The sequence below is a fragment of the Natrarchaeobius oligotrophus genome (assembly GCF_003841465.1).
Lineage (GTDB): Archaea > Halobacteriota > Halobacteria > Halobacteriales > Natrialbaceae > Natrarchaeobius > Natrarchaeobius oligotrophus.
The window spans coordinates 212289-236352 of the sequence record NZ_REFZ01000006.1 but is presented as its reverse complement, the minus strand read 5'-3'; the positions used below and the strand labels follow the sequence as shown (position 1 = coordinate 236352).

Annotated in this window: 25 protein-coding genes and 1 tRNA gene; 11 read left to right on the top strand and 15 right to left on the bottom strand. The window is 62.1% G+C overall.

Annotation, left to right across the window (positions count from 1 at the left end; genetic code table 11):
• Position 1: 1 nt before the first annotated feature.
• Entirely contained in the window at positions 2-1465 is a 1464-nt protein-coding gene (secY, locus tag EA472_RS11070) for a preprotein translocase subunit SecY (RefSeq protein ID WP_124191573.1), read from the top strand.
• Between the two features lie 592 nt (positions 1466-2057).
• Here the strand turns inward: secY and EA472_RS11065 are convergent.
• A complete protein-coding gene (locus tag EA472_RS11065; RefSeq protein WP_124191572.1) occupies positions 2058-2315 on the bottom strand; it encodes a cytochrome C oxidase subunit IV family protein in 258 nt (85 codons plus the stop codon).
• Between the two features lie 211 nt (positions 2316-2526).
• Here EA472_RS11065 and EA472_RS11060 point away from each other — a divergent pair, with 211 nt between their 5' ends.
• Entirely contained in the window at positions 2527-4215 is a 1689-nt protein-coding gene (locus EA472_RS11060) for a S8 family serine peptidase (protein ID WP_243637829.1), read from the top strand.
• 189 nt (positions 4216-4404) lie between these two features.
• Here EA472_RS11060 and EA472_RS11055 read toward each other — a convergent pair whose 3' ends face one another.
• Positions 4405-6879 (bottom strand): cbb3-type cytochrome c oxidase subunit I, encoded by a 2475-nt coding sequence (locus EA472_RS11055; protein WP_124191571.1) that lies wholly within the window; start codon positions 6877-6879, stop codon positions 4405-4407.
• On the bottom strand, positions 6876-7850 hold the full coding sequence (coxB, locus tag EA472_RS11050) for a cytochrome c oxidase subunit II (protein ID WP_124191570.1): 975 nt from the start codon (positions 7848-7850) through the stop codon (positions 6876-6878). The genes EA472_RS11055 and coxB overlap by 4 nt, the downstream gene beginning before the upstream one ends.
• 468 nt (positions 7851-8318) lie before the next feature.
• Between coxB and EA472_RS11045 the strand changes: the two genes are divergently transcribed.
• Positions 8319-8600, top strand: coding sequence for an amphi-Trp domain-containing protein (locus tag EA472_RS11045; RefSeq protein ID WP_124191569.1), 282 nt, complete (start codon positions 8319-8321; stop codon positions 8598-8600).
• A 3-nt stretch (positions 8601-8603) separates the two neighbouring features.
• Here EA472_RS11045 and EA472_RS11040 read toward each other — a convergent pair whose 3' ends face one another.
• Positions 8604-9062 carry a hypothetical protein gene (locus EA472_RS11040; protein WP_124191568.1) on the bottom strand — a complete coding sequence of 153 codons (459 nt, stop codon included), beginning with the start codon at positions 9060-9062 and terminating at the stop codon, positions 8604-8606.
• 59 nt (positions 9063-9121) lie between these two features.
• On the opposite strand from EA472_RS11040, the gene EA472_RS11035 reads away from it, so the two are divergent.
• The gene (locus tag EA472_RS11035) at positions 9122-9757 is read left to right on the top strand and encodes an adenylate kinase (RefSeq protein WP_124191567.1); all 636 of its coding nucleotides are present in this window, start codon (positions 9122-9124) and stop codon (positions 9755-9757) included.
• 252 nt (positions 9758-10009) lie between these two features.
• Here EA472_RS11035 and EA472_RS11030 read toward each other — a convergent pair whose 3' ends face one another.
• Entirely contained in the window at positions 10010-12778 is a 2769-nt protein-coding gene (locus EA472_RS11030; protein WP_124191566.1) for a DUF7289 family protein, read from the bottom strand.
• Between the two features lie 252 nt (positions 12779-13030).
• On the opposite strand from EA472_RS11030, the gene EA472_RS11025 reads away from it, so the two are divergent.
• The 4 genes from EA472_RS11025 to EA472_RS11010 all read left to right on the top strand — a co-directional run bounded on the left by EA472_RS11025 (position 13031) and on the right by EA472_RS11010 (position 15761).
• Positions 13031-13978, top strand: coding sequence for a DUF106 domain-containing protein (locus EA472_RS11025; RefSeq protein ID WP_124191565.1), 948 nt, complete (start codon positions 13031-13033; stop codon positions 13976-13978).
• Between the two features lie 126 nt (positions 13979-14104).
• Positions 14105-14683, top strand: coding sequence for a (d)CMP kinase (gene cmk, locus EA472_RS11020; RefSeq protein ID WP_124191564.1), 579 nt, complete (start codon positions 14105-14107; stop codon positions 14681-14683).
• Positions 14680-15588 carry an RNA-guided pseudouridylation complex pseudouridine synthase subunit Cbf5 gene (locus tag EA472_RS11015; protein WP_124191563.1) on the top strand — a complete coding sequence of 303 codons (909 nt, stop codon included), beginning with the start codon at positions 14680-14682 and terminating at the stop codon, positions 15586-15588. Before cmk ends, EA472_RS11015 begins: the two co-directional genes overlap by 4 nt.
• Positions 15589-15690: 102 nt before the next feature.
• Positions 15691-15761, top strand: a tRNA-Pro gene (locus EA472_RS11010).
• 92 nt (positions 15762-15853) lie between these two features.
• Here EA472_RS11010 and EA472_RS11005 read toward each other — a convergent pair.
• The 9 genes from EA472_RS11005 to EA472_RS22515 form a co-directional block, all read right to left on the bottom strand.
• Complete coding sequence (locus EA472_RS11005) at positions 15854-16240, bottom strand: PIN domain-containing protein (RefSeq protein ID WP_124191562.1); 387 nt, start codon at positions 16238-16240, stop codon at positions 15854-15856.
• Positions 16230-16454 (bottom strand): ribbon-helix-helix domain-containing protein, encoded by a 225-nt coding sequence (locus EA472_RS11000; RefSeq protein WP_124191561.1) that lies wholly within the window; start codon positions 16452-16454, stop codon positions 16230-16232. Before EA472_RS11000 ends, EA472_RS11005 begins: the two co-directional genes overlap by 11 nt.
• Before the next feature lie 352 nt (positions 16455-16806).
• Entirely contained in the window at positions 16807-17205 is a 399-nt protein-coding gene (locus tag EA472_RS23005; protein ID WP_124191560.1) for a tyrosine-type recombinase/integrase, read from the bottom strand.
• 28 nt (positions 17206-17233) lie between these two features.
• Positions 17234-17437, bottom strand: coding sequence for a hypothetical protein (locus tag EA472_RS10990; protein ID WP_124191559.1), 204 nt, complete (start codon positions 17435-17437; stop codon positions 17234-17236).
• A gap of 555 nt (positions 17438-17992) precedes the next feature.
• The gene (locus EA472_RS10985) at positions 17993-18418 is read right to left on the bottom strand and encodes a type IV pilin (protein ID WP_124191558.1); all 426 of its coding nucleotides are present in this window, start codon (positions 18416-18418) and stop codon (positions 17993-17995) included.
• Positions 18419-18469: 51 nt separating this feature from the next.
• Positions 18470-18907, bottom strand: coding sequence for a type IV pilin (locus EA472_RS10980; RefSeq protein WP_124191557.1), 438 nt, complete (start codon positions 18905-18907; stop codon positions 18470-18472).
• Positions 18908-19447: 540 nt separating this feature from the next.
• Positions 19448-19648: a hypothetical protein gene (locus EA472_RS10975; protein WP_124191556.1), complete on the bottom strand. Its 201-nt coding sequence runs from the start codon at positions 19646-19648 to the stop codon at positions 19448-19450.
• Positions 19649-19771: 123 nt separating this feature from the next.
• Complete coding sequence (locus tag EA472_RS10970) at positions 19772-20128, bottom strand: type IV pilin (RefSeq protein ID WP_394341342.1); 357 nt, start codon at positions 20126-20128, stop codon at positions 19772-19774.
• A gap of 421 nt (positions 20129-20549) precedes the next feature.
• Entirely contained in the window at positions 20550-20705 is a 156-nt protein-coding gene (locus EA472_RS22515; protein ID WP_165874874.1) for a hypothetical protein, read from the bottom strand.
• A 329-nt stretch (positions 20706-21034) separates the two neighbouring features.
• Here EA472_RS22515 and EA472_RS10965 point away from each other — a divergent pair, with 329 nt between their 5' ends.
• The 3 genes from EA472_RS10965 (at position 21035) to EA472_RS10955 (ending at position 22775) form a co-directional block, all read left to right on the top strand.
• Positions 21035-21295, top strand: coding sequence for a hypothetical protein (locus tag EA472_RS10965; RefSeq protein ID WP_124191554.1), 261 nt, complete (start codon positions 21035-21037; stop codon positions 21293-21295).
• A gap of 44 nt (positions 21296-21339) precedes the next feature.
• Complete coding sequence (locus tag EA472_RS10960; protein ID WP_124191553.1) at positions 21340-22161, top strand: Nmad3 family putative nucleotide modification protein; 822 nt, start codon at positions 21340-21342, stop codon at positions 22159-22161.
• 83 nt (positions 22162-22244) lie between these two features.
• Positions 22245-22775 carry an acyltransferase gene (locus tag EA472_RS10955; protein ID WP_124191552.1) on the top strand — a complete coding sequence of 177 codons (531 nt, stop codon included), beginning with the start codon at positions 22245-22247 and terminating at the stop codon, positions 22773-22775.
• A gap of 37 nt (positions 22776-22812) precedes the next feature.
• Here the strand turns inward: EA472_RS10955 and EA472_RS10950 are convergent, their stop codons facing one another.
• Entirely contained in the window at positions 22813-23982 is a 1170-nt protein-coding gene (locus tag EA472_RS10950) for an NAD(P)/FAD-dependent oxidoreductase (protein WP_124191551.1), read from the bottom strand.
• Between the last annotated feature and the right edge of the window lie 82 nt (positions 23983-24064).

Here is a 24064-nt window from a genome sequence, read left to right as displayed (position 1 = left end):
CATGGGATGGAAGGAAGCCGCCGAACCAGTCCTGACGCGGATGCCCGCAGTCCAGCGTCCACAGAAGCACGTTCCGTTCAAGCGGAAGCTGGCGTGGACCGCAGGCATCCTCGTGTTGTACTTCTTCCTGACGAACATCGCGCTGCTCGGAATGCAGTCCGGACAGGGAACCGACCTCTTCGGCGAGTTCCGCGCCGTCCTCGCGGGTGAGCACGGCTCGCTGATGCAGGTCGGTATCGGTCCGATCGTCACGGCCAGCATCGTCATGCAGTTGCTCGGCGGAGCGAACCTGCTCGGGCTCGACACCAACGATCCGCGAGATCAGGTGCTCTACCAGGGCCTGCAGAAGCTGCTCGTCATCGTCATGACGGCGTTGACTGCGCTCCCGATGGTGTTCGCCGGCGGTTTCCTGCCAGTCCAGCAGTCGCTGACGCTCGGAGGATTCACCTTCGATCAGACCCAGATCCAGGCGCTGATGTTCCTCCAGATCTTCATCGGCGGCGTCCTCATCCTCTACATGGACGAGGTCGTCAGCAAGTGGGGGATCGGCAGCGGGATCGGGCTGTTCATCATCGCCGGCGTGAGCCAGCGCCTCGTCACCGGGTTCATCCAGCCCGCGTCGGGCGGGTTCTTTTACGACTGGTACCGGATTCTCACCGGACAGGTCGAGATCGGCTCGATCGTCGCCGGCGACGGCCTGTACACGCTGTTGCTTCAGGAGGGGCATATCATCGCCCTGTTCACGACGCTGTTGATCTTCGGGATCGTCGTCTACGCGGAGTCGGTCCGCGTGGAGATTCCGCTGAGTCACTCGCGCGTCAAAGGCGCTCGCGGTCGCTTCCCCGTGAAGCTCATCTACGCCAGCGTCCTGCCGATGATCCTCGTTCGCGCGCTGCAGGCGAACATCCAGTTCATCGGACAGATCATGCACAGCCAGTGGGCGGGCATGCCCCAGTGGCTCGGCGAGTACGGCCCGCAGGGCCAGCCGGTGAGCGGATTCTTCTACTACACCGCGCCGATCTACTCGCCGGAAGACTGGATGTGGTGGACGGGTGAAGTCGCCCAGGACGCCTGGATGGTGATGATCCGCATCTCCGTCGACCTGACGTTCATGGTCATCGGCGGTGCGATCTTCGCCATCTTCTGGGTCGAGACGACGAACATGGGCCCCGAGGCGACCGCCCAGCAGATCCAGAACTCCGGGATGCAGATTCCCGGCTTCCGCCAGAACACCGGCGTCATCGAGAAGGTCATGGAGCGCTACATCCCGCAGGTGACCGTCATCGGCGGCGCGCTCGTCGGCCTGCTCGCCGTCTGGGCGAACATGCTCGGCACGATCGGTGCCGTCACCGGAACCGGTCTGCTGCTGGCCGTCTCCATCACGTACAAACTCTACGAGGAGATCGCAGAAGAGCAGATGATGGAGATGCATCCGATGATGCGCCAGATGTTCGGCAAGGAGTAGCCGAAACGCGCGGACACAACGTCCGCCGTCTCGATCGCATCGCGATCTCGATTCGCTTCACTTGCTTTCCGTCTTTTTCACCCCGGACGCCGAGCGGTCGCCTCGAGAATAGTCGTCGGAGACACCGAGTCCGAGCGGCCGCAACGACTCGAGCGGTGCTACGGCTACGGACCGAGATCCGAACTCCGTCACGCGCCGACGAGAATAATTCGTCGCCATCGCCGTGGTCGCCACGCAGACGGGCTCGGTCGACCGACGACGGTTCGTCACTCGAGAGCGAGCGCTGGTGGCTGCGTCGAGTGTCACGGCGACACAGGTTTCCACACGACGGAAAAACGGCGAGGTCGAGTTCCGAGACGACGATTCAGAGGGATTGCTGTCCGTCAGCTACGATCACGAACGGTCAGGGTTGCACGGGTTATCGGTGCAACTGCGTCAGCGCTCGGGACCGAGAGTCGATCCGCCCCAGGCTGTCTCGCGTACCGATTCAACGTGTGGTACCGGTTCAGCGTTTGCCACACGATGTACCCGCGGAACACGTTCGAAAACGGTCCGAAACGAAAAGCGAGAGCCGAACGGGAAGATCGAAGCGTTACTGGATCGAGTAGCCCGCCGCGACCGCCAGCAGGAACACCATGAAGACGGCCATCCCCATCATGTACGTGATGGATCGCGGTTCTTCGAGCAGGTGCTGGTAGTAGCCGGCGATCAGGAGGATCTTCGCGACCGCGAGTGCGATCGTCGCCGCCAGCGCGATCTGGTACGTGAAGAACTCGAAGAACGCGAACTTACCCGTACCCAGTACTAGCAGTACGACGTAAATCAGCGCGTACGTTCGAACGTCAGCCATTGGTCTCCATTCTGGGCGACGACCACTTATACCTTCCTCAACGCCGTCGCGATATCCGCTCGCGTCCGCCCAGTCCGCGACGCTGACGGTGATTCGTGACCGCCTGGGCCGTCGATCCGGAAAGAACGAGTGTGAACGAAAGAGCGTCGCTCGCAGTGACCGGTCCGTTCTCCAGAACGTCTTTATTCATCGACTGCGCAGTAGGGCTATCTTGATACGGACGACGCTCTCGCTCGTGGACTGCACGGTCGAATCGAACCGCAGTATCCGCTTCGACTCGCCGGTTCGCCGTCGAACAGCACGCGTCGTCGACCGACTGCTCGTGATCGCCGTTTGCCTGCTGATCGCCACGTCGTTGGTACCGGCCGTGGTCGCTTCGAGCGCCGGCGACGCCGGCGGCGATCTCGCGACGGGGAGCGACGACCTCGAGGAGGCGCTCGTCGACGGCGACGAGCCGATCGAACTCGTCGTTCGATTCAAGGAACCGGACCTCCCGAACGATCCCGACGTCGTCGAGGAGCGTCTCGAAACGCACGCGGACGACACCCAGCAGCCGCTTCTCGAGTATGCCGAATCGACGCCCGGAGTCGACGTCGAAGAGACGTTCTGGGTCGCGAACGCGGTCGTGCTCACGGTCGATCCGGATCGCGTGGATCTCGCGGCGTTCGAGCAGTTCGACGACGTCGAGGAGATCCACGAAAACTTCGAACTCGCCGTTCCGGAGGAGCCGCCGGAGATCGACGAGTCGAACGAGACCGCCGACGAACGGACGACGTGGGGGCTCGAGGCGACGAACGTGCCGACAGTCTGGCGGACGCACGAAACCCGCGGCGAGGGCGTCCGGGTAGCGGTCCTCGACACCGGAATCGACGTCGACCACCCCGACCTGGAGCTGTACACCGACGATCCGTCGGATCCGACGTATCCCGGCGGCTGGGCGGAGTTCGACGAAACGGGCGAGCGCGTCGTCGGCTCGACCCCACACGATACGGGGACGCACGGGACCCACGTCAGCGGGACCGTCGCCGGCGGCGCGAGCAACGGAACGGCGATCGGGGTCGCTCCGGACGCCGACCTCATGCACGGGCTCGTTCTCGAGGAGACCGGCGGCACGTTCGCACAGGTCGTCGCGGGCATGGAGTGGGCGGTCGAGGCGGACGCCGACGTCGTAAGCGTCAGTTTCGGAACGACGGACCGCCACCATCAGCTGATCGAGCCGGTTCGAACCGTCGATCGCAGCGGCGCGGTCGTCGTCTCGTCGATCGGCAACGAGGGACACGGGACGTCGGGCTCACCCGGGAACGTCTACGAATCGATCGCCGTCGGGGCCGTCGACGAGGACGGATCGGTTCCCGAGTTCTCCGGCGGCGAACGCATCGATCGAGCCGAGTGGGAAGAACCGCCGGCGGAGTGGCCCGAAACGTACGTCGTCCCGGACGTCGTCGCTCCCGGCGTCGCGATCGAGAGTTCAGTTCCCGGCGGCTACGAGTCGATGCCCGGAACGTCGATGGCGACGCCACACGTCGCGGGAACGGTCGCGCTGTTACGATCGATCGATCCCGGCGCGTCGTCGGAAGCGATTTCGACGACGCTACGCGAAACGGCCTGGAAGCCGGACGGAACGTCCACGGAGGTGGATACGAGATACGGATACGGAATCGTCGACGCCGCCGCCGCTGCCGACGAACTCGCCGCCGCTGCGGGCGAGACGGACGTCGAAATCGATACCGATCCCGGATCCGGAACGGACGGCGCTGCGAACGACGACTCGCTCGAGCAGCCTCGGGAGTCGGCCGATCGGGACGAGGCCAGGACGGACGTTGCGTTCGCTGTAGCCGGACTGGCCCTCCTCGCCATCGTCGCCGTCGTACTCGCTTTCGCCGGGCGCACTCGCGAGTAGACTCCGTCGACTCGCGACCGTTGCCGCGACCACTCACCGCTCGACTCGTCACCGTCGTCGGTTGCTCGAGTTACGACTCCCGGATCGTGGCGGACGTGTGAGTTTCCGTGACCGTGCGTTCGATGTCCCGTACCGAGACGGTCGTCGAGTGTCGGTCGAGACGACGGAAAAAACGGCGGGGGATTCCCGCTACATCAGGTAGAACAGCGGGAAGAGGATGACCCAGACGATGTCGACGAAGTGCCAGTAGAGTCCGAAAAACTCGACCGGCCGGTGATCCTCGAGGTAGGCGTCGACGCTCACGATCCGGTAGATCATGAAGATGGCGATGAGCACGCCGAGGATGACGTGAAGCGCGTGCAGCCCGGTCGTCACGAAGTAGACCGAGTGCTCGAGGCTGGTCCACCAGTACTCGCCGATCGAGAACTTGTAGCCGTACTCGTAGGCCTTCACGGCCATGAAGGTGAGCGCGAGCGCGAGCGTCGCCCCCATGGCACCGAGAAGTCCCTTCTTGTTCTTGCGCTCGGCGAAGACCAGCGCCATGATGACCGTGAAACTCGAGGTCAATAAGACGTAGGTGTTGAGCAGGCCGGGCCAGGAAGCGAACGGAATCGTCTCCCAGTTACCCCAGCCCATGTGGATTCGCAGGAAGACGAACGCGCCGATCGCGGCACCGAACACCACGACGTCGGACGCCAGGAACACCCAGACGCCCATCTTGGTGTTGTCGACGCCGCCGAACGGCCACCGCTCGGCGATCGCCATCTCGGGGACGTTGAACTGTTCGACGCCGAACTTGAACAGCGTGTACGCGAGTATGACCAGTCCGACCGCGATCAGACCGAGGTACGCAGCGTTCGGTTCGGCACTCGTTCCGATGACGGAGTGTCCGCGCGCTTCCGCGAACTGGACGAGATACGGCGTGATTCCCGTCAGCCCGAGGAAGAACACGAATGTTCCGATACCGATTCCCAGCGGCCAGATGCTCGCGTGGTCGGCGTGCTCTTCGTCGTGATCCGCCACCGCTTCGGTGGCGGTTCCCTCGCTGTGGGCGACGCCGCCGTCGGTGGCCGCTCTGGAGTCCTCGACGAACTCGAGATTGCCGCTCGCGTAGCTCGGCCGCCCGGTCCAGTTCTCGAGCGGCGGCGGCGACGGAACGGCCCACTCCGCGGTCCGCGAGTACTCCCACGGGTTGTCGGGAGCTTTCGGTCCGTAGAGGAAGCTGTAGACGAACGTCGCGAACATGATAATGAACGACGCACCGAAGACGAACGCGCCCACCGTCGAGAGCTGGTGGTAGAACTGGGCCCCCCCGTCGTAGTGGAAGACGCGCCGCGGCGTCTCCCAGGCGAGGAACTGCGGGAAGTACAGCAGGTTGAAGCCGATGAAGTAGACGGCGAAGTTGAGCTTTCCGAGCGTCTCCGAGTACATCTTCCCGGTGATCTTCGGCCACCAGTAGTAGAGGCCGGCGACCAACGCGGTGACGCCCGACACCATCACGTAATGGAAGTGAGCGACGACCCAGTACGTGCCCCGGAACTCGTAATCGAGGACGACGGCACCGAGGAAGACCCCGGTGATGCCGCCCAGGATGAACAACACGAGCGCGCCGAGACTAAACAGGAACGGCGTCGTAAAGCGGACGCGTCCCTTGACCATCGTGTAGATCAGCGCGAAGACCATCAGGTCGAACGGCAACGAGATACCGATCGTCGTCGCCATCATGAGGGTCTTGATCTCGAGGTTGATCGTCGTCAGGAACATGTGGTGCATCCAGACGAGGAACGACTGGACGGCCACGAGCACCATCGCGATGATGACCCACTTGCGACCGACGAGTCGACGGCCACAGAAGGTCTGGAACGTCTCGAACATGATCCCGAGCGCGGGGAAGAAGACGATGTACACCTCCGGGTGACCGAAGAACCAGAACAGGTGCGCCCACAGTAGGCCCGATCCCTGTTCGGTCGCGAAGTACTGCGTGAGAAACAGCCGGTCGCTCGCGAGCAACAACAGCGCAGCGAGCAACGCGGCGAACGCGAACAGCATCATCCAGACGGTGAGCAGCCACGACCAGGTGAACATCGGCATGTTCCAGAGGCCGAGCCCCTCCGCGCGCGAGCGGTGAATCGTGACGAGGAAGTTCACCGTCCCGATCGTGATCGAAATCACGAACAGCATCAGACCGAGGATCGTCGAGTTCCCGCCGGTCGTCGCCTCCATCGCGGGCGTGTACGTCGGGACGTTCAGCGGTGCGTACATCGTCCAGCCGCCGGCGTAGGCCCCACCCTGGAAGAACGAGATTCCGATCAGGATTCCCGAAAAGAGGTAGAACCAGTAACTCAACGCGTTCATCCGCGGGAACGCGAGGTCGTCCGCACCGATCTGGAGCGGAACGAGGTAGTTCGCGAAGCCGGCCGCAAACGGCGAGAGGAACCAGAAGACCATCAACAGCCCGTGAGCCGTGACGGCCTGGTTGAACTCGTTGGCCCCGAGCAGGCCGGTACCACCCGGAACCCACATCTGGGCGCGGAACGCGAGCGCCATGACACCTCCCAGCAGGAGGAAAAACAGCGCCGTCCCCAGATAGAGAATCCCGACGTCCTTGTGGTTCGTCGTAACGAGCCACCGCTTGACCGAGGTCATCGGGGGAAGGTCACTCATTCGTCGTCACCTCCGTCGTCGTTGTCGTTGTCGTCATCTGCATCCGGATCCTCGAGCGTGTACGTTTCGTCGGTCGGACCGGTGAAGTCGATCGTGTCTTCGATCTCCTCGAACTCGTCGTCGGTCGGCGAGATCACGACGTCGTACGGACCGCCCTGTTCGAAGTCGCCGAGTTCGACCGTCCCGTCCTCGAAGTCCTCGGGACCGAGTTCGGCCGACAGATCCTGATCGAACTCGTCGTTCTCCTGGTGTTCGATCGTGAGTTCGAAGCCGTCGGTGACCGGTTCCTCGTCCTCGTCTTCGAGCGTGATCGTCAGCGTGAGCTGGTCGTCCATCCACTGATCGAACTCGTCTTCTCCGAGGACGATCACGTCGGACGTCATGCCCGAGTGGCCGGGTCCGCAAAGCTCGAAGCACTCGAGTAGGTACTCGTCCTCCTCTTCGGCGACGAACCAGGTTTCGTCGACTTCACCCGGAATCGCGTCGGCTTTCACCCGTAAATCGGAGATGCCGAACGTGTGCCAGACGTCCGTCGACGTCACCTCGATCCAGATCGGCGTGTCCGCGGGAATGACCATCCCCTCACCGAACGAGTCCGTCTCTACGCCGTTCTCGTATGTGAACCCCCAGTCGAACGCCCACGCCTCGACGTCGATCTCCATGGCGTCTTCGGGGTTATCTTCGGGGCCGTCCTCGACGTACAGCAACATCCCGTACGTCCAGACGACGAGCGAGATAACGATGATCGCGCTCAGCCCGAACGAGACGAACAGCTTCTTTCCGCCCTTTCCACCGGTCGGTAGTTCCCCGAGGGTCGGCAGATCCTCGTCGTCGCTCGTGTCGCCGCTGTCGCGATACTTGTACGCGTTGTACAAGGTGTACGCGACGACGACGACGCCGACGAGCGTTCCGAGTCCGAGGAAAACGAGGAAGATACTCTCGAACACGTCGACGCGCGTCTGCACTTGCATCGGGGTCGTGAGTGCGCTGAAGATTGTATTCACCTCTATTGAAGTCCGCTTATATGTCGGACGATGGTTGCCGGGGGCACTTATCTATTTGGAAACGGTCGTCCGTCAGTACCGTCCGCAGTCCCACGGTTCGCACCGCCGTAGCCCGACCGCCACCGCCGATTCGTCACCGGCCCGTTGGTTTGTGCCCTCTTCTTTCTGTCGTTCGCACCCTCCGAATTGCGGCAAAATACGCAGCGGCATCGATCCCTCGGCACCAACTCCCGAACAGATTCGGTTCGAACTGCAACCCACTCGGCGGACGGCGTTGTGTTCTCTGGATACTCGTCGAAATCATCCGCCGCGCGTTCGTCGACTTCTACGCGAGAGTCCGACAGAAGTGACTCTCGAACGCGAAAACCCGTCCTGCAGCTGCAAATTCACCGCGCGCGGCGAAAGGTTCTCTATCACTGGGCGCGAAGGTCGCACGTGCCCGAAGAAGTACTGTTCAAATTCGAACAGCGGATGGACCGAACCGAAATCGCGGACTACCTACGAACCGTCGCCGACAACCTCGAGGACGGGGGATCGCTCTCCCTCGAGGCAGGCGACGAATCCGTCACGATGACGCCGCCAGCCAGGCCGACGTTCGAGATCAAAGCCGAACGCGAAACGTCGAGCAGCGGCGGTCCCGGCGAACTCAGCATCGAGTTCGAACTCGAGTGGGACGAAGGCGAAGAGGGGACGGGCGGCGATCTGAACATCGAGTAGCCCTCACAGTTCGACCACCCACACCCGAACGTCCTCGGCGAGTCCGTACACCCGGAGAAACGTCGCGTCCAGAAACTGGGCGATCCGGTTCGGATCGGCTTTCGCGCTCACGCGAACGTTGACCCCCTCGGCTTCCTCGGGGCGGGTCAACTCGTCGATTTTGAACGCCGGAAACTCGTTCAACAGCGACTTCAGCTCCTCGAGTTCGTCGTCCGTGCAATCGAGGTTGACCGTTCCGTCGCCGAACTGGATCCAGGGAACCCCGAGTTCTGGGTCCGGTCCTGTCGGAGTTTCTGCGTCGCGCTCGGAATCCGCCTCGAGTGGCGCGTCCTCGGTCGCCTCGAGTTCTCTCTCGTCGACCTCGAGCGTCAGAAAACCGCTTCCGCGCGTTCGATGGGCGGTGATGGCGTCGACGTACAGTTTTCGTCGCTCCGTCGGCTCGGCCGCGTCGAAACGGGTCATACGTCGATAGTTGTGATCATTTCTTTAAGCCTTTATGCGCTGGCCCAGAACTGGGTGGTATGGCGCAGCCACGAATCCTGATTCTGGGCGCTCCCGGCGCGGGGAAGGGAACCCAGAGCGCGAAGATTTCCGAAGCGTTCGACGTCGAACACGTCACGACCGGCGACGCACTCCGGGCGAACAAGGACATGGACATCTCCGAGATGGACACGGAGTACGACACGCCGCGCGAGTACATGGATCAGGGCGAACTCGTCCCCGACGAGGTCGTCAACGCCATCGTCGACGAAGCGCTCACCCAGGCAGACGGCTTCGTCCTCGACGGCTACCCGCGAAATCTCGAGCAGGCAGAAGAGCTCGAGGACATGACCGACCTCGACGTCGTGCTCTCGCTCGACGTGAGCGAGGAGGAACTCGTCCACCGGTTGACCGGCCGGCGCATGGACCCCGAGACCGGCGACATCTACCACCTCGAGTACAACCCGCCCGAAGACCCCGAGGTCGAGGCGCGACTCGAGCAGCGAGACGACGACACCGAAGAGACCGTCAGAGAACGACTGCGCGTCTACCGCGAGAACACCGAACCCGTCATCGAACACTACGACGACGAGGGAGTCCTCGAGCGCGTCGACGGAGAACAGGCTCCGAACGAGGTGTGGGCGGACGTGAAGGCGACGATCGAAGACGCGGTCTAGTTCCGTTGAGCGTCCATCGACTGGACGCCGGCGCTCCTCGGCTCAGACGATTTACTGTGAGCCATTTTCGGCGCAACCGCCGCACGGGTCGCGGTTGGGCCGATAAATCGAGATGGCAATCCGCATCGGGTCGAGTTCGTTTTCCTCGGGCGATCGGCCAAACCGTCGCCAGCGAGGTGAACGACCCGCGAACGCGTTACGAACAAAAGAGTCGGACGAACGGACGATCGCTCGAGTTCGCCCGCGATCGAGTTAGCCGATGATGATTTCGTCGGTTCCGACGTCGACGTTATCCCCGCTCGAGTTGCCCGACTCGGTCGGGTCGTCGGAGCCACCGGTGCCACCGCTTGCTGCATCGCCTTCGGCTCCGGAGAACGACGGATCGAGGTCGGGCAATCCGCCGCCGCTCGGCGAAATTTCGACGTGCGCGATCATGTCGTTGAAGTTCGGGTCGCCGTTCGTCTCGTGGGCTTCGTCCCAGTAGTCGTCCGGCGAGATATTCCGGTCTACGGACGGATTGGAGTTGTGCTGGATCGGGTGATGCGTAATCTCGAACACGAAGATGTACTCGTGTTCCCCGAGATCGAGGTAGCCGTCCTCGTCAACGGGAACGTCGACTTCGGGCCGCTCGAGGAGTTCGTCGGTGCTCATCTGCCGTTCGACGCCGGGATCGAGTTCCGGCAGCTGGACGTCGTCTTCGCCAAGCACGCGCACGTTCGTTTCTTCGGTCTCCGTATCTGCTGAGAGGCTGACGAGTTCGTCGTCTTCGTCGGCGAGGACGGCGTCGTCGGAACACTCCGTGTGATCCCACACGGCACCGTCGTACGTATCGGTAAACGTCCGGTCGGTGTAGCTGCCGCAGAAGTCGGAGCCGCCGTGGTTATACGACGTCGCGCTGATCATGAAGCTCACGCGCTCTTCTGTCGTGAAGCTGTACTCGTACAGCGGACGCGGTTCGTCGAATCGGTTCAGGTTGGTATCGTGCCACGGCACGTCGCCGAGGCGAGTCGGCTCGCCGATCGCGGTTCCGTCTTCGTCGACCGGTTGCGTCACGAGGTCGGCGCTCGCGGCGACCCAGTTGATCTCGTAGCCGTCGACCTGGAACTCCGGCTCGTCGTCGGGGGCCTCGCCGGCCTCGATCGGACCGTCCCAGCCCCACTGGTTCGCGTTGTGGTCCTGTCGGTTTTCCCATCGAATGTCCCACCCACCGTCGTCGTCCCACCAGAACTCCGTCGAATCGGGGAATCCGTACTCCTCACACGAGCCGTCCCAGGCTTCGTCGATACACTCGGGGTCGGCGTCGGAGTTCCAGCCGCCGGAATCGTTCCACTCCGGTTCGGTCGCGTCGTAGTTCCACTCGCCCTCTCGCGTCTCCCACTCGTATCCGACCCGGTCTCCCTCGACGAACGACCCCTCGGATTTCTCGGAGACGTGAGCCGTTTCACAGTCGGTACAGTCGTGTGGATCGCTGTTCGACATCTCGCTTCCGACGATCGTCACGTTCACACCCGTATCGGGACCCAGCACGATCTCCGACGAGCCGACGTCGCGGGCGTCGTAGACGTAAAAGTGACCCGCCGCGTCGTCGTCAGCCGTCGAAACCGTGAACGTGTGATCCCCTTCGAACAGTTCGCTCCGATTGAGTTCCCAGCTGACCGTCGCTTTCTCGCCGCGGTCGCGTTCGACCGTTGCCGTATCGGTGAACTCCCAGTCTTCGTCGTCGAACTCGAGGACGAACTCGATCGACTCGTCCTCGATCGGATCGAGGCCGACGTTCTGTACGTCCGCCTCGAGGGTAACGAGTTCCTCGCTCGCGTTGACGGGATCGGTTTCGTCGCTCGCGTCGACGCCGTCGACCGTCTGGTTGGTGACGGCGAGCCACGGCGCCTCCTGTTTTGCGTAGTAGAACGATCCGATGTCGTCGAGCGAGTCGCTGTCTGTTTCGACGTCGTAGTCGTAGACGCCGTACTCGAGTTCGCTCTCGTGGTCGTCGATCGTGAAGTTGACGATCGTCTCCTCGCCGCCATCGAGTTCGGTTTCGTTACCGACGTCGAGGACTTCGTTTCCGTCTTCGTCGAGGATCGTCAGGTTGACGTCCTGGGTCTGGCGTTCGTCGCCGACGTTTTCGATCGTGGCCTGGAATCGGAGCGGATCCGGGCTATCCGAGACGAAGACGTTCTCGCTTGCGTGCTCGCCGGTGACGATACCGTGGTCCTCTTTCACCCAGAAGTCCGGCGCGTCGGTGTCGGTGACGTTTTTCATGACCACCTCGACGGTGTTGGGGCCTCCGTCGCCGATCACCGGATTCGACTCGCTCGCGTTGACGGTGATGTTCTCGTGGCCGCTCAACTCCGAATCGAGATAATCGACCCAGCCGTCGTGGTACTCGCTCTGGACGACGAACGCGAGATCGTTGTATCCTCGGTTCGCAGCCTCCGCTCTTGCCGCTTCGATTCGGTCGGGAAGGTCGCTGTCGTAGTTCGGTCTCGCGACCGGATCACCGCTTCTCGCGTCGTCCTCGTCGAGCGTCAACAGCCGAAGCTGCAGGAAGTCGCCGTCGTACCGGATGTTCGGTCCTTGGTCGGTGCGGTACTCGCCGTTCTGGCGCTCCCAGCGCGCTCCCGACTGCTGGATGACCGTGCGATCGTCGAGGTCGTACTCGAGTGCACCCAGTCGGTCGATCGTTACGTTCGCGTCGTACACCGTGTTGGTATCGGAGGCGTCGTACCAGGCGAGGTGTACAGTTCCGTCGTCCCGGTACGTCGCGTCATCGAGATTCAGTCCCTGGATCTGTCCCTCTAGCGCCGCGGTCGTCAGGCTGTGTTCGGTCGAATCGATCGCGGCGTACGTTATCTCCGACTCGCTTTCGGACTCGAGCGAGTCGATCAGTCCCATTCCGAGCGTAATGACGAGGATCGATCCGATGAACACCATCCCGAGTAGAATAACGAATCCAATCTGCGGTGATAATCCCCGATCTTCGCCCCCGATCCGACGAAGCCGATCAACTCCCGAACTCATTATTTTGTACCAGTTATCAGTTTGGGATAATAAATGTTCTCCTCACCGTTACATCGATCGCTACGATCGAAACGAAAACCGTCGGCGTCGAACCGATCACAGCCGGTGTGAGAGCCGTATCCGACACCGATGTGGCCTTCCGGGAGGCCCCGTTTGGATCGTATACCATCGCGGACGAGCAGCCGTCGGCACGTCGCGAGCGTTCCGCCGAAGATAAACACTTGTATACCGAACGGACCCTACCACAACCAGATGACGCGTACAGCCGAGAAGATCACGTCCCTCGTTCGTGAGGATTCCTCGATGTTCGACGCCCTCGAGGCGATTCGCGAGACCGCCGACGAAAACGGCGGCGAGGTCCAGTGGCAGGACGTAAACGACGACCTGACGAGCGGACAGTGGGGGCGGTTGATCGAAAAAGGGGTGTTGGTCGACGGCGACGAGGGATTCGAAATCGCCGATCGGGAAGCCTACGACGAGGCGCTCGACGGCGACGGCGACGGCGGATCGCTCGCCGACGACGTCGACGTCGACGCCGAGGAATCGAAATGGTCGCAGTGGGACAAGCTCGCGGCCGTCGGCTCGGTGTTGTTGATGATCGGCTACTGGCTCGAGTCCGTCAGGGAAACCGTCGGCGGCGCGATCGATCTAGTGCTCTATCCGCTCGACGCGACGCTGCCGTTCTACGCGGTGATCCTCGCGGTTGCGATGCTGACCGGGCTGTACTCGACGCTGTTGCAGGCGAACCTGATGAATCCCGAGATCATCGGGAAGTACCAACAGCGGATGAAGTCCATGCAGGAAAAACAAAAGGACGTCCGCGAGCGCAAGAAAGAAGCCGAAGAGCGAGACGCGAGCGAAGCCGAGATCGAACGCCTCGAGAACGAAATGGAGCGCGTCCGCGAAGAGCAGATGGAGGCGATGGCGGACAACATCGGCATGTTCAAAGAGCAGTTCCGCCCGATGGTCTGGATCATGCTGTTTACGATTCCGCTGTTTCTGTGGATGTACTGGAAGATCCTCGGCGGTCACATCAGCGAAACCGAAATGACGATGGTGATGCCGATCGTCGGGCACGTCTCGTTAAACGAGGGGCTTGTCGGCCCGATGTGGGCCTGGATCGTCTGGTACTTCCTCTGTTCGATGGGCTTTACGCAACTGCTGCGCAAGGCGTTGAACATCGACATGACGCCGACGTGATCGGACGACGCTGTACGCATTGCCTACTCGTCCCGGGTTCGCTTCGTCCGGGACGCGACCGATCGACGGATTGACTCCCCTCGGCCGATTCAAAACCCATTTTACCGGCCACGTCACAGATTGAATATGTTACTCACCGTCTCCGGGCCGCCGGGAAGCGGAAAGAGCACGACCGCCGGGTTGTTGGCCGAGGCGTTCGACCTCTCGCACGTCAGCGGCGGTGACATCTTCCGCGAACTGGCCGACGAGCGCGGATACACGCCCCTCGAGTTCAACAAACTCGCAGAGGAGAACGACCAGATCGATCGCGATCTCGACCGTCGACTCCGCGAGATCGCTCGCACGGAAGACGACCTCGTGCTCGAGTCGAGATTAGCCGGCTGGCTAGCTGGCGACGAAGCGGACTTTCGCTTCTGGCTCGACGCGCCGGCCAACGTTCGAGGCCAACGGATCGCCGACCGCGAGGACAAAGACCCAGAGCGAGCGACCGAAGAAACCAAAGCGCGCGAGGCGAGCGAAGCCCAGCGGTACGAGGAGTACTACGGGATCGACATTCAGGACCTGACGATCTACGATCTCTCGGTCAATACGGCACGCTGGGATCCCGACGCCGTCCTGGACATGCTGGTAACCGCGGTCGACGAGTACGAACCGAACGGCGACGAGGGAAAGGCACCCGTCACCCTCGACTACGAGTTCGAATGACGCTTCGCGGTCCACCCGAGAATCGATCGCCGGCCGACCTCCTCTCGTTCGGCGTCGTCAACCTCGACAAACCGCCAGGCCCGTCGTCCCACCAGCTCAGCGGCTGGCTTCGCGACGCCGTCGCCGACACGCTCGAGGAGAGCACCGCCGAGGAGACGATCGACAACGCCGCACACGCGGGCACGCTCGACCCGAAGGTGACCGGCTGTCTGCCGATCATGCTCGGCGACGCGACCAGGCTCGCACAGGTCTTTCTCGAGGGACCGAAGGAGTACGTCGCCGTCCTCGAGTGTCACGCACCGGTTCCGTCCGATGCCGAGGCGATCGTCGAGGAGTTCGAGGGACCCATCTACCAGAAACCGCCCCGAAAGAGCGCCGTCTCGCGCCGGCTCCGCGTCCGAACGATTCACAGTCTGGAGGTACTCGAACGCGAACCGCGGCGGCTCCTGTTACGAATCCGCTGTGAGAGCGGCACCTACGTCCGGAAGCTCTGTCACGACGTTGGACTGGCCCTCGGTACCGGCGGTCACATGGGCCACTTGCGCCGGACTCAGACCTCCCCGTTCGACGACACGGACCTCCACACCCCGTACGAGTTCCTCGACGCGCTCGCCTTCTGGCTCGAGGACGACGATCCGGGTCGGCTGTTCGACGTCGTCGATCCGGCCGAACGAATCCTCGAGCAACTCCCGCGGGCGGTAATCGCAGAGAGCGCGGCCATCGAAGTCGCGAACGGCGCTCCGGTCTACGCACCCGGCCTCCTCGAGATCGACGATGACGTCGACGACGGTGGTCTCCTCGCCTGTTTCACCCCGAACGGTGCTGCGGTCTGTCTCGGCAGACTCGTCGGCGATCCAGACGCCGACTCGGGCACCGTCGTCGAACTCGAGCGCGTGCTCGTCTGATCCCGACCCGACTACGGTTTCAGCGCAATCACGGTGGCGGACGCCTCGAGTCGCGGCCCGAAACGACACGCTTAAACGGAAGACGCTACTTCGATCAGTTGCGGGACCGTGGGGTAGTGGTATCCTCTGCGGATGGGGTCCGTAGGACCCGAGTTCGACTCTCGGCGGTCCCATATTTCGCGGTGCAATAACGAGAACACGAGGTGCCGAGAAGCGACACCTCGTTGAGTTTGCGCTTTCTGCCGGATTAGTACGGAGAGAGACGTTACTCGAGATCGCGCGGATCGACGTGTTCGATCTCTTCGATCGTCGGATACAGCGTGTCGGTCGAGACGATCGGTTCTTCGAGTACCGTTGCAACGCCGAGGTGGACAGCATCGAACAGATTCAAACGGTCGTAGGAGAGTTGCAACGTCGAACCGGCGGCGACGTGTTCCAGTTGCAGTGGGACGAGCGTAACTCCCTCGTCGGCGATCAGTTCGTGAACTCTCGCCCGTCGATCACGGTCCCATTCGTCCTGCATCGCGTACTGGACCTCGATACACGTCGCAACCGAGGTCTTGGGTTCCTCGATCGTCTCGAGGTCGACGACCGAACTGAGCCAGTCGTCGGCCTTCAGAACGGCGAGAACGACGTCGGTGTCAACGTACACGCTTTCGCTCCAGCCGGTCTTCGATGTCCTGCTCGGCAGCGTTAGCCCTTCGGTCGTGCATGCGTTTCTGCTGTGCCTCGCGTGCGACCAGTCGGGCACCGTATCGGAGGGCCTCGGACCGTGATCCGAACTTCCCCTCTTCGACGAGTTCGTCGAGCTCGTCGACGAGGCCCTCGGGCAACGAGACCGGAATCGACTTTCTGTCTGTGCTCATGTGTCTACATATGTATAGAGATCGTATATGCCTTTCGAACCCACGAATTTCGCGGCCTGATCGGTTGCAGCTATCCAGCGGCGAAACTTCGGGATTACGTCCGTAGAATACGAATCGTCGCTCTCGGCGATTCTATACGAAATCTATAACTCTCGCCCAATAGCCGTTAGCGGCGTTCATACTCCGAACCCCTCTTTATCCCAGGGTAATTTTCGTGAGTATAATCCTGCCCAAAATTCGAGGGAAATGGCTCGAGTTGTCTCCACCGTGGAGCCCACGTTACCGATCGGTCCGGTCGTGGCTTCGGGCACGAAATCAGACCCGGCCGATGACCGACGACGGGATCGACGAGCTACGGGAGAACATCGAAGAGCTTCGCGAAGACGTTCGAGAGGACCTCGCGGCGGACTTCGGCGGGGAACCCGACGATAATCGTGCCGAGCAGCCGGTCGTCGACGGCGATGAAGACTGACCAGGCGACTGTTTCGCGTTCTCGCTGTTGGGCTTCCGTCGAGTACGTGCCACGATAGTGCTCGAGGAACGTTTCTACGTCGTTCCACCCGTCCCAGTCGACGACGAGCAGCGGGTCGACGTCGGCCGCGGCGAGCGCGGTCGTCCAGGTGCGACGGAGGTCGTGGAAACGGAGATAGCACCAGCTCTCGTCGTCGGTCGTCTCAGCCAGTTCGGTTGCGGCCGCATCGAGCCACCGCCGAAGTGAGCGCGTCGTCGGAGCAACAGTTTCGGAACGCACTCGCCACTGAGCGGGAACCCCGCAGCGATCAGACTGATTTCCGGCCTTCGTTGCGGTATCGCCTCCAGAGCGGGATCAACAGGGCCAGCCCTACGAAGGCAACGGCGAGGTATCCCAGCGAATCGAAGAACCAGGGCGCTGCGTTCGCTGCGAGCACCCCAGCCCACCAGACGATCAGGCCTCCGATTGCGGTCACTACCACCGCGAGGACCAGGAGATGCGGATTGTCCATCGGTTTACGTACCGAGCACAACCGGAAAGCGTGCTAGCCTGAGTAGGCAACCCCGTCCACACGATTCCGAACAACACAACCTGTCGCGGGGGTTCAGGGCAAAACTCACGTCTTGGGCCGCGGGGGAGAGACGGGAACGTCTTCGACCTCGAGCATTTACTATGGAGTGTGGCGGTGGCCGAGATTCGAGAGGACTCACCAGGCTCTCCGGGAGCTGTTGTGTCACTATCACCCGCTAGATCGTGACTACTGCGCGTCACGAGAGACAGTCGTCGAGGGGAGCCATCGGTTTGCTCGAGATGAGAAGCTGAGGAGTGGGGCTAGCTTCTCTGTCACGGAGTGACCCCGAAGTGGATCAATGTATGGTTGACGCCAACTGCAGGGCCACCGACTACTCGTTTGCACACCTTATTAAAACCCTGGAATGGGATAGTAAATCTCCGCTTTTTCCTGGGTCAGCGCCCCTCGAAGCGAAACCTCGAGACACCGTCGCCACTCCGTCCCGTAGGCGCGACAGAGTGGCTCGAGTCGTTGCTCGAGAACGAGAAGCGAAAATCAGTTGAAGTCGTAGTCCTGGCTCGTCGCGAGCGTCTCGCGATCGTCCGCGACGGCGACGGCGACGACGGTCCCGGATTGACCGTCCGACTCGAGGTCGCTCTCGCCGATCCGGACCGTATCCCCGACGCCGAGTTCGCGGAGGTCGTCCTGCTCGAGCGACCCGCCCGCCTCGAGGTGGTCGTACGGATCTCCCGTGACGTTGACGTGGTCGGCGTTCCCGAGCGTCGTCACCTGGACGTCGATGAACTGCGGATCGTGCTCGACGGTGATCGTGACGCCGGCCTGGACTTCCTCGTCGATATTATCACCGACGTCGAAGACGATTCCAGCCACTACAGCCGAGAGAATCACGGTAATCGCGACAACGAGGATCACGCCGACGATAGGTGAGACAGCCCGGTCACGTGAATTGATTTTGTTCATGATAGAGTCACCACTGATAAGTCGGCTAAAAAACGTAGAGTGAATAGTCTGCTAATTAAAGTCGTAGCTTTCACTGCCAACCGTCGTTTCCGTTTCGCTCTCTTCGATAACGGCAACAGCGGTTACCGTACCTGTAGTTTCATTAAGATTGTCATATGGACTGTGGTCAGCGAGCGTAGCAGTATCACCAACTGTCATATCTGTCAGATTGGCGTCACTGCTATCAGCATCTCCACTTAGGTTGACGTGATCCGCGTTTCCGAGCGAAGTAACCTCCACGTGAATTTCTTCCGCTGATTCGTCGACTTCGATCGAGACACCAGCCTGCGCTTCCTGCCCGACGCTCCCACCGAGGTCGAGCACGAAGGCGGCGATCACGGCCGCGAGAATGACCGTGATCGCGACCATGAGGATGACACCGATGACCGGTGACACTGCACGTTCCTGTTCGCCTCCGACGAGTTTGTCGCGAATTAGTTTCGCATCCATTGTGTATCCAGCACCCGAAAACGGTCAGAAAGGTTATGGCGTGTGCCGTGATATTCTCACGTAGCGCCTGGGGATTGGGGGTTAGCACGACCAACCCGGCGCACCCTTCCTGCCGTCGAGTTTGGTGCTGGTAGTTACCATTGCAAGTGGGGTATATATAATTAGTCGTTAGTGTACTGTCTGGCAAAAATAACTATTCGCTATCGGTTTCACATCTGAGAATCAGGCGCGAATAGAATCGCTACAGCATCCACTTGAACCGACGCCGGCTTGCGATTTTGACCACGTACTCACGGGCTCGGCGTCGGGTCCTCTCTACACCTCAAGCACTGCTATGAGTGCGGATAAACCGTTGATCGCACGGATTCGACGCCGACGGACGGGATCGCGTCCTCAAGTCGGCGCGGTCGAAACGCTCCACAACGCCACCGCCGACTGGTCGAACGCACACCGCCGCTCGAGGATTCAAACTGGCGAACGACGCTCCGTGCGGAAGCCGACTCGGGCACGGCACCCGGTGGGGCGATACGGTTCGGCCGATCACCGGCAGTCCCGTCGGTCCTCGACCGGAGTCGACTCCGGCGACTCCTCGATTTTAGAAAACGTCGTTCCCCCGCAGGCGCATCCGTCGGGTTTTCCGATCGGGACGATCTCCCCCTCGGCGTGTTGCTGTGCGGCGTACACCGACCCGCACTGCTCGCAGGCGGCGAGAAACCGCGACTGCTCGTCACACCCGGTCATCGACGTAGAGGAGCCGGGCAAATCAAATAAAGCCACTGTCACTACGCCAGGAACAACAGCTTGCGGATCGATCTCACGGCGACTGCGTACGTGTCGATCGGACGGCGGGCGATCGCAGGAAGCCTAACTGAAGTCCCAGCGCTCGCTTTGAACCATCGTTTCCGTATCGCTCGAGGTGATCACGGCGACCGCGGAAATCGAGCCCGACTCTTCGACGTGGTCGTCGGCCGCCGTGAGCGTGACGACGTCGCCGACCTGTAGCTCGGTCGTCTCGACGTCCGGCCAGTTCGTACCCTCGGCGTTGGAGGTGAGATTGACGTGATCGGCGTTACCCATCGACGTCACCTCGACCGTGATCCGTTCGGAACCCTCGTCGACGCTGATCGAAACACCGGCCTGGGATTCCTGGCCGACGCTTCCGCCGAGATCGATGACGAACGCTGCGATGACGGCGGCGAGGATGACCGTGATCGCGACCATGAGTATCACGCCGATGACGGGCGAGACTGCGCGGCGGTCGACTGGTGCGGACGATCGTGGGGGGAGGTCGACAATCATTCAGATCACAGCACCGCGGCGGCGGTCGCAACGCCCGGTCTCGCGGTGTCGGTTCGCTCGAGTGCGAGCCTGCCATCGATCGCGGAGTGGTACGATCCGGCGTGGCGGTACTACAGAGTGGAGGGTAGTCGTTCGATATATAGTTATCCGATACTGTCAACAATAGTTATACACGGCGTCTGTCGACCGGTGTCCGCTGGACCTGGTAGTACGTTTTACCGACATCGGCCGTACTAATGACAGACAACCACAATTGTCGCTACCTATATAATATTCCAGGAATCGAATCGATTATTGCCCGCGTCGTGCCGACAGCGAACGACCTGGCTCGCTGTCGGCACGATCACGAGACGTCGCCGTAGTTCATCGCTTCCGTTTCGGAGACGACGAACTTTGCCAACCGGCGCTTCGAGTGGTCGTAAAGGAGGTGCTCCTCGAGGGGCTGGTTTGCCAGAACCTGCCGGCAGATCGGACACTCGATCGGCGTTCTGGTCGCCATACGAACGACAGAACGTTCGCGTGGAAAAGTCTGTAGCCGGCAACCGCGTCGGGGTGCCTGAGACTGACGTCGATCTGGAGCGACGCGATTCATCGTTCCGGCGGCGCCGATACAAAGATTCATGCTGACGGACTGTTCTACTAAGAGTGGACGCGCAGTGCCACACCGTCGGCTATCGCCAATGGCATCCCGAGTCCGTGGACGGCGATTCGACGCTCGTCGACCGACTCCGAGGGTACCTAGGGCTCCCGATTGCGGTTCGGATGAGCGGATCGATCCGTTCCGTTCCCCGGGAGAACGCCGCCGATACAAGCGCGGACGGACGACGTATGATCGGAACGCTCGAGAACAGGCTCCCGCCGGAGGTCACGAAGACGACGCTCTATCACGTCGTCCGCCTCGTGTTTCGGATCTACGTCGCCAGTTTACTCCTCGCGGGCTTCTACAGCGTCCTCTGGCTCGCCGACGTCGCCGGTCTGCTTCCGGAGGCGTTGCTCTCGACGATCTGGATCGGAATCGCCGTCATGGGCAGTCTCTTTCTCGTGCTCTTGATTCCGCTCTTTTACACGACGCAGTCGACAGCCCGATAGGCGATCGGTACCGTTATCGTGTCGCTGACCACACCTCGACGCACATGACGGTCGTCCTCGCCGGCGTCGGTGCGGATAGCACGAATCTCGGCGCACTCGGGCCGCTGTACGACGACGGGCGGTTCGAGTACGTTCCGATTCCAGAGAAGACGCGAGAGACGAGCGAATCCGAAACGCTCGGATCGTGGTCGCTTCGGGGCGGAGACGGAGTTGCCGCCGATCTGACGACGCGAATCGATCCCCAGCCGGTGCGTGGCGAGGGCGACTCCGTGAACGGAGACGAACTGGCGTCCTGGCCGCTCCACCACGATCCGAACTTCGAGGCGCTGACGTACGGCGAACACCGAACGAGCGGATACGTTTCACGACTTCGAGCGCTGTCGCCGGGGGACGTGGTCGGCTTCTACGCCGGCCTCCGCCGGACGGACGGCGACAGGGCCCACCGCTACCTGATCGGCTACTTCACGGTCGAAACGGTCGACGTCGTCACGCCCGAAACGCCGCCGAACGAACGCGCGGCGATTCTCGAGTCCCACCCAGACAACGCGCACACGAAACGCGCTCGAGGCGACGAACTCTATCTCGCGGACAAGACGGTGGTGTTCGTCGACGGCTGCGAACCGGGCGGACTGTTCGAGCGACACCCGATCCGCCTCAGCGACTATTACGTCCGACAGGGAAACGAACGGCCGCAGTACTACCTCCGCGACGACGTCGCCGCCGCCTGGAACGTCCGGGAGGGGGGTGCGAACATGATGTTCAAACCCGCGTACCGGTGTGAACTCTCCGGTGAAGCGTTTCGCCGCCACGTCGGACTCCCGGGACGGCGGTCCGCGAACGACGCGAAGATTCGCGTTCGTCGCTAACTCGAGGGACCGTTCCGACTTTCGTCTCGTCCCCGGTGTCCGAACCGGTCGGTTTCTTGTACTGACACGCCGACTATCCTGACGTGACCGGAGACAGTCCACGGCACGTCCGTCTCAGCCGGCACCCGACGCCCGGCGCGGGAAACTCGCTGGCTGTGTGGACGGACGCGAAACACCCGATCCGGATCGCGATCAACTACGTCGTCGTCTGGCTGATTCGCGTCGCACCCAGCTTGCGGCTCAAACGGTGGCTGTTGCGCCGAATCGGCGTCTCGGTGGGAGCCGGCGTCTCCTGGGGTCTCGAGGCGACGCCGGACGTGTTCTGGCCCGAACTGATCACGCTCGAGGATCACGTTATCGTCGGCTACGACGCGACGTTACTCTGTCACGAGTTTCTGCAGGACGAGTACCGGACCGGCGAAATCGTCGTGGGCGAGCGGGCGATGATCGGTGCGGGTGCCGTTGTTCTCCCGGGCGTCGAGATCGGGGCCGACGCGAGCGTCGCGGCGAACTCGCTGGTCGCGGACGACGTGGAGCCGGGAACCACCGTTGCCGGCGTTCCCGCACGGCCTGTTACCCACGGCTTGCGGGACGACGATCCGGAAAACGGTTGAACGGCGACGCGAGACGAGAACGAGGCGTCGGTTCGCGTTACAAGGAAGACCAGGACGAACGCGCCTTGTTCCAGGACGACACGTCCGCGATCCAGCGTGCGGCGATCAGTTTCTTCAGGTTTTTGGCCGGGAATCCGCCGAACGTGTCGACGGGAAGCGAGACACCGAGGGCCGGTTTGACCTGGTGGGCAACGGCCTTCTCGCCGACGGAGACGACGGTACCTTTGTCCTCGTACTCCCAGGTCTTCAGCGGTCGGTTCTCGATGGCCCGAGCGATGTTCTCGCCGGCGACGTCCGCGGCCTGCCAGGCGGCCTGTGCAGTCGGCGGTGCGGGCCGGTCGCCCTGGTCGATGATGGCGGAGTCGCCGATCGCGAAGACGCGGTCGTCGGAGGTCTGGAAGTTCGCCTCCGTGTTGACGCGGTTGTGCTCTTTCTCGAGATCGGCATCGTCCAGCGCGTCGCGGCCGGTGATACCGCCGGTCCAGATCAGTACGTCGTGCTCGAGCGGTTCGCCCTCGTCGAATTCGATGTGAGTTTCGGTAGCTTCCGTGATCGGGTCGTCCGTGTGAATGTGGACGCCGGCGTCCTCGAGTAGGTTGCGCAACGCCTGCTGGATCTCCGGATCGTTGCCGGGGAAGATTTCGTCGAGCGCTTCGACCAGGTGGATCTCGATGGGTGCGCGGTGCTCGTCGCGGAACGCCGCGATTTCACCGGCGGTCTGGATTCCGGAGAGTCCCGCCCCACCGACGACGACCTGTGCCGGCTCACCCCGGGTCGCATCACGGCTGGCCTCCTCGATGGCGTCGTGGATCTCGAGTGCGTCGTCGAGGCACTTCAGCGTCAGCGAGTGCTCTTCGAGGCCGGGAATGCCGTAGTAGGCGGTTTTGGTTCCGAGCGCGACGAGTACGTAGTCGTAGTCGACGTCGTCTTCGTCGGCCAGCTCGACGACCTGTTCGTCGACGTCGAGACCGGTGACCTCGTCCTGAACGAACCGTGTGGACGGGTCGGCGATCTCCTCGACGGGGATGGTGATGTCCGACCGAACGTCCGGATCTCGGATGACGCGGTGGGACTCGTGGAGCACGAGGTGATAGTCCACGTCAGCGATCCAGGTGAGTCGAGCGTTATCCCCCAGCTCCGATTGGAGCGTGTTGATCGCACCGGTACCGGCATACCCGGCTCCGAGCACGACGACATTTTCGGCCATACTCCACAGTCTGAAACCCTCCGATACAAAGGTGTTGGAACGCGAGCCCCCGTGTTGGCTGTTGCCACTGGACAGAGAAATT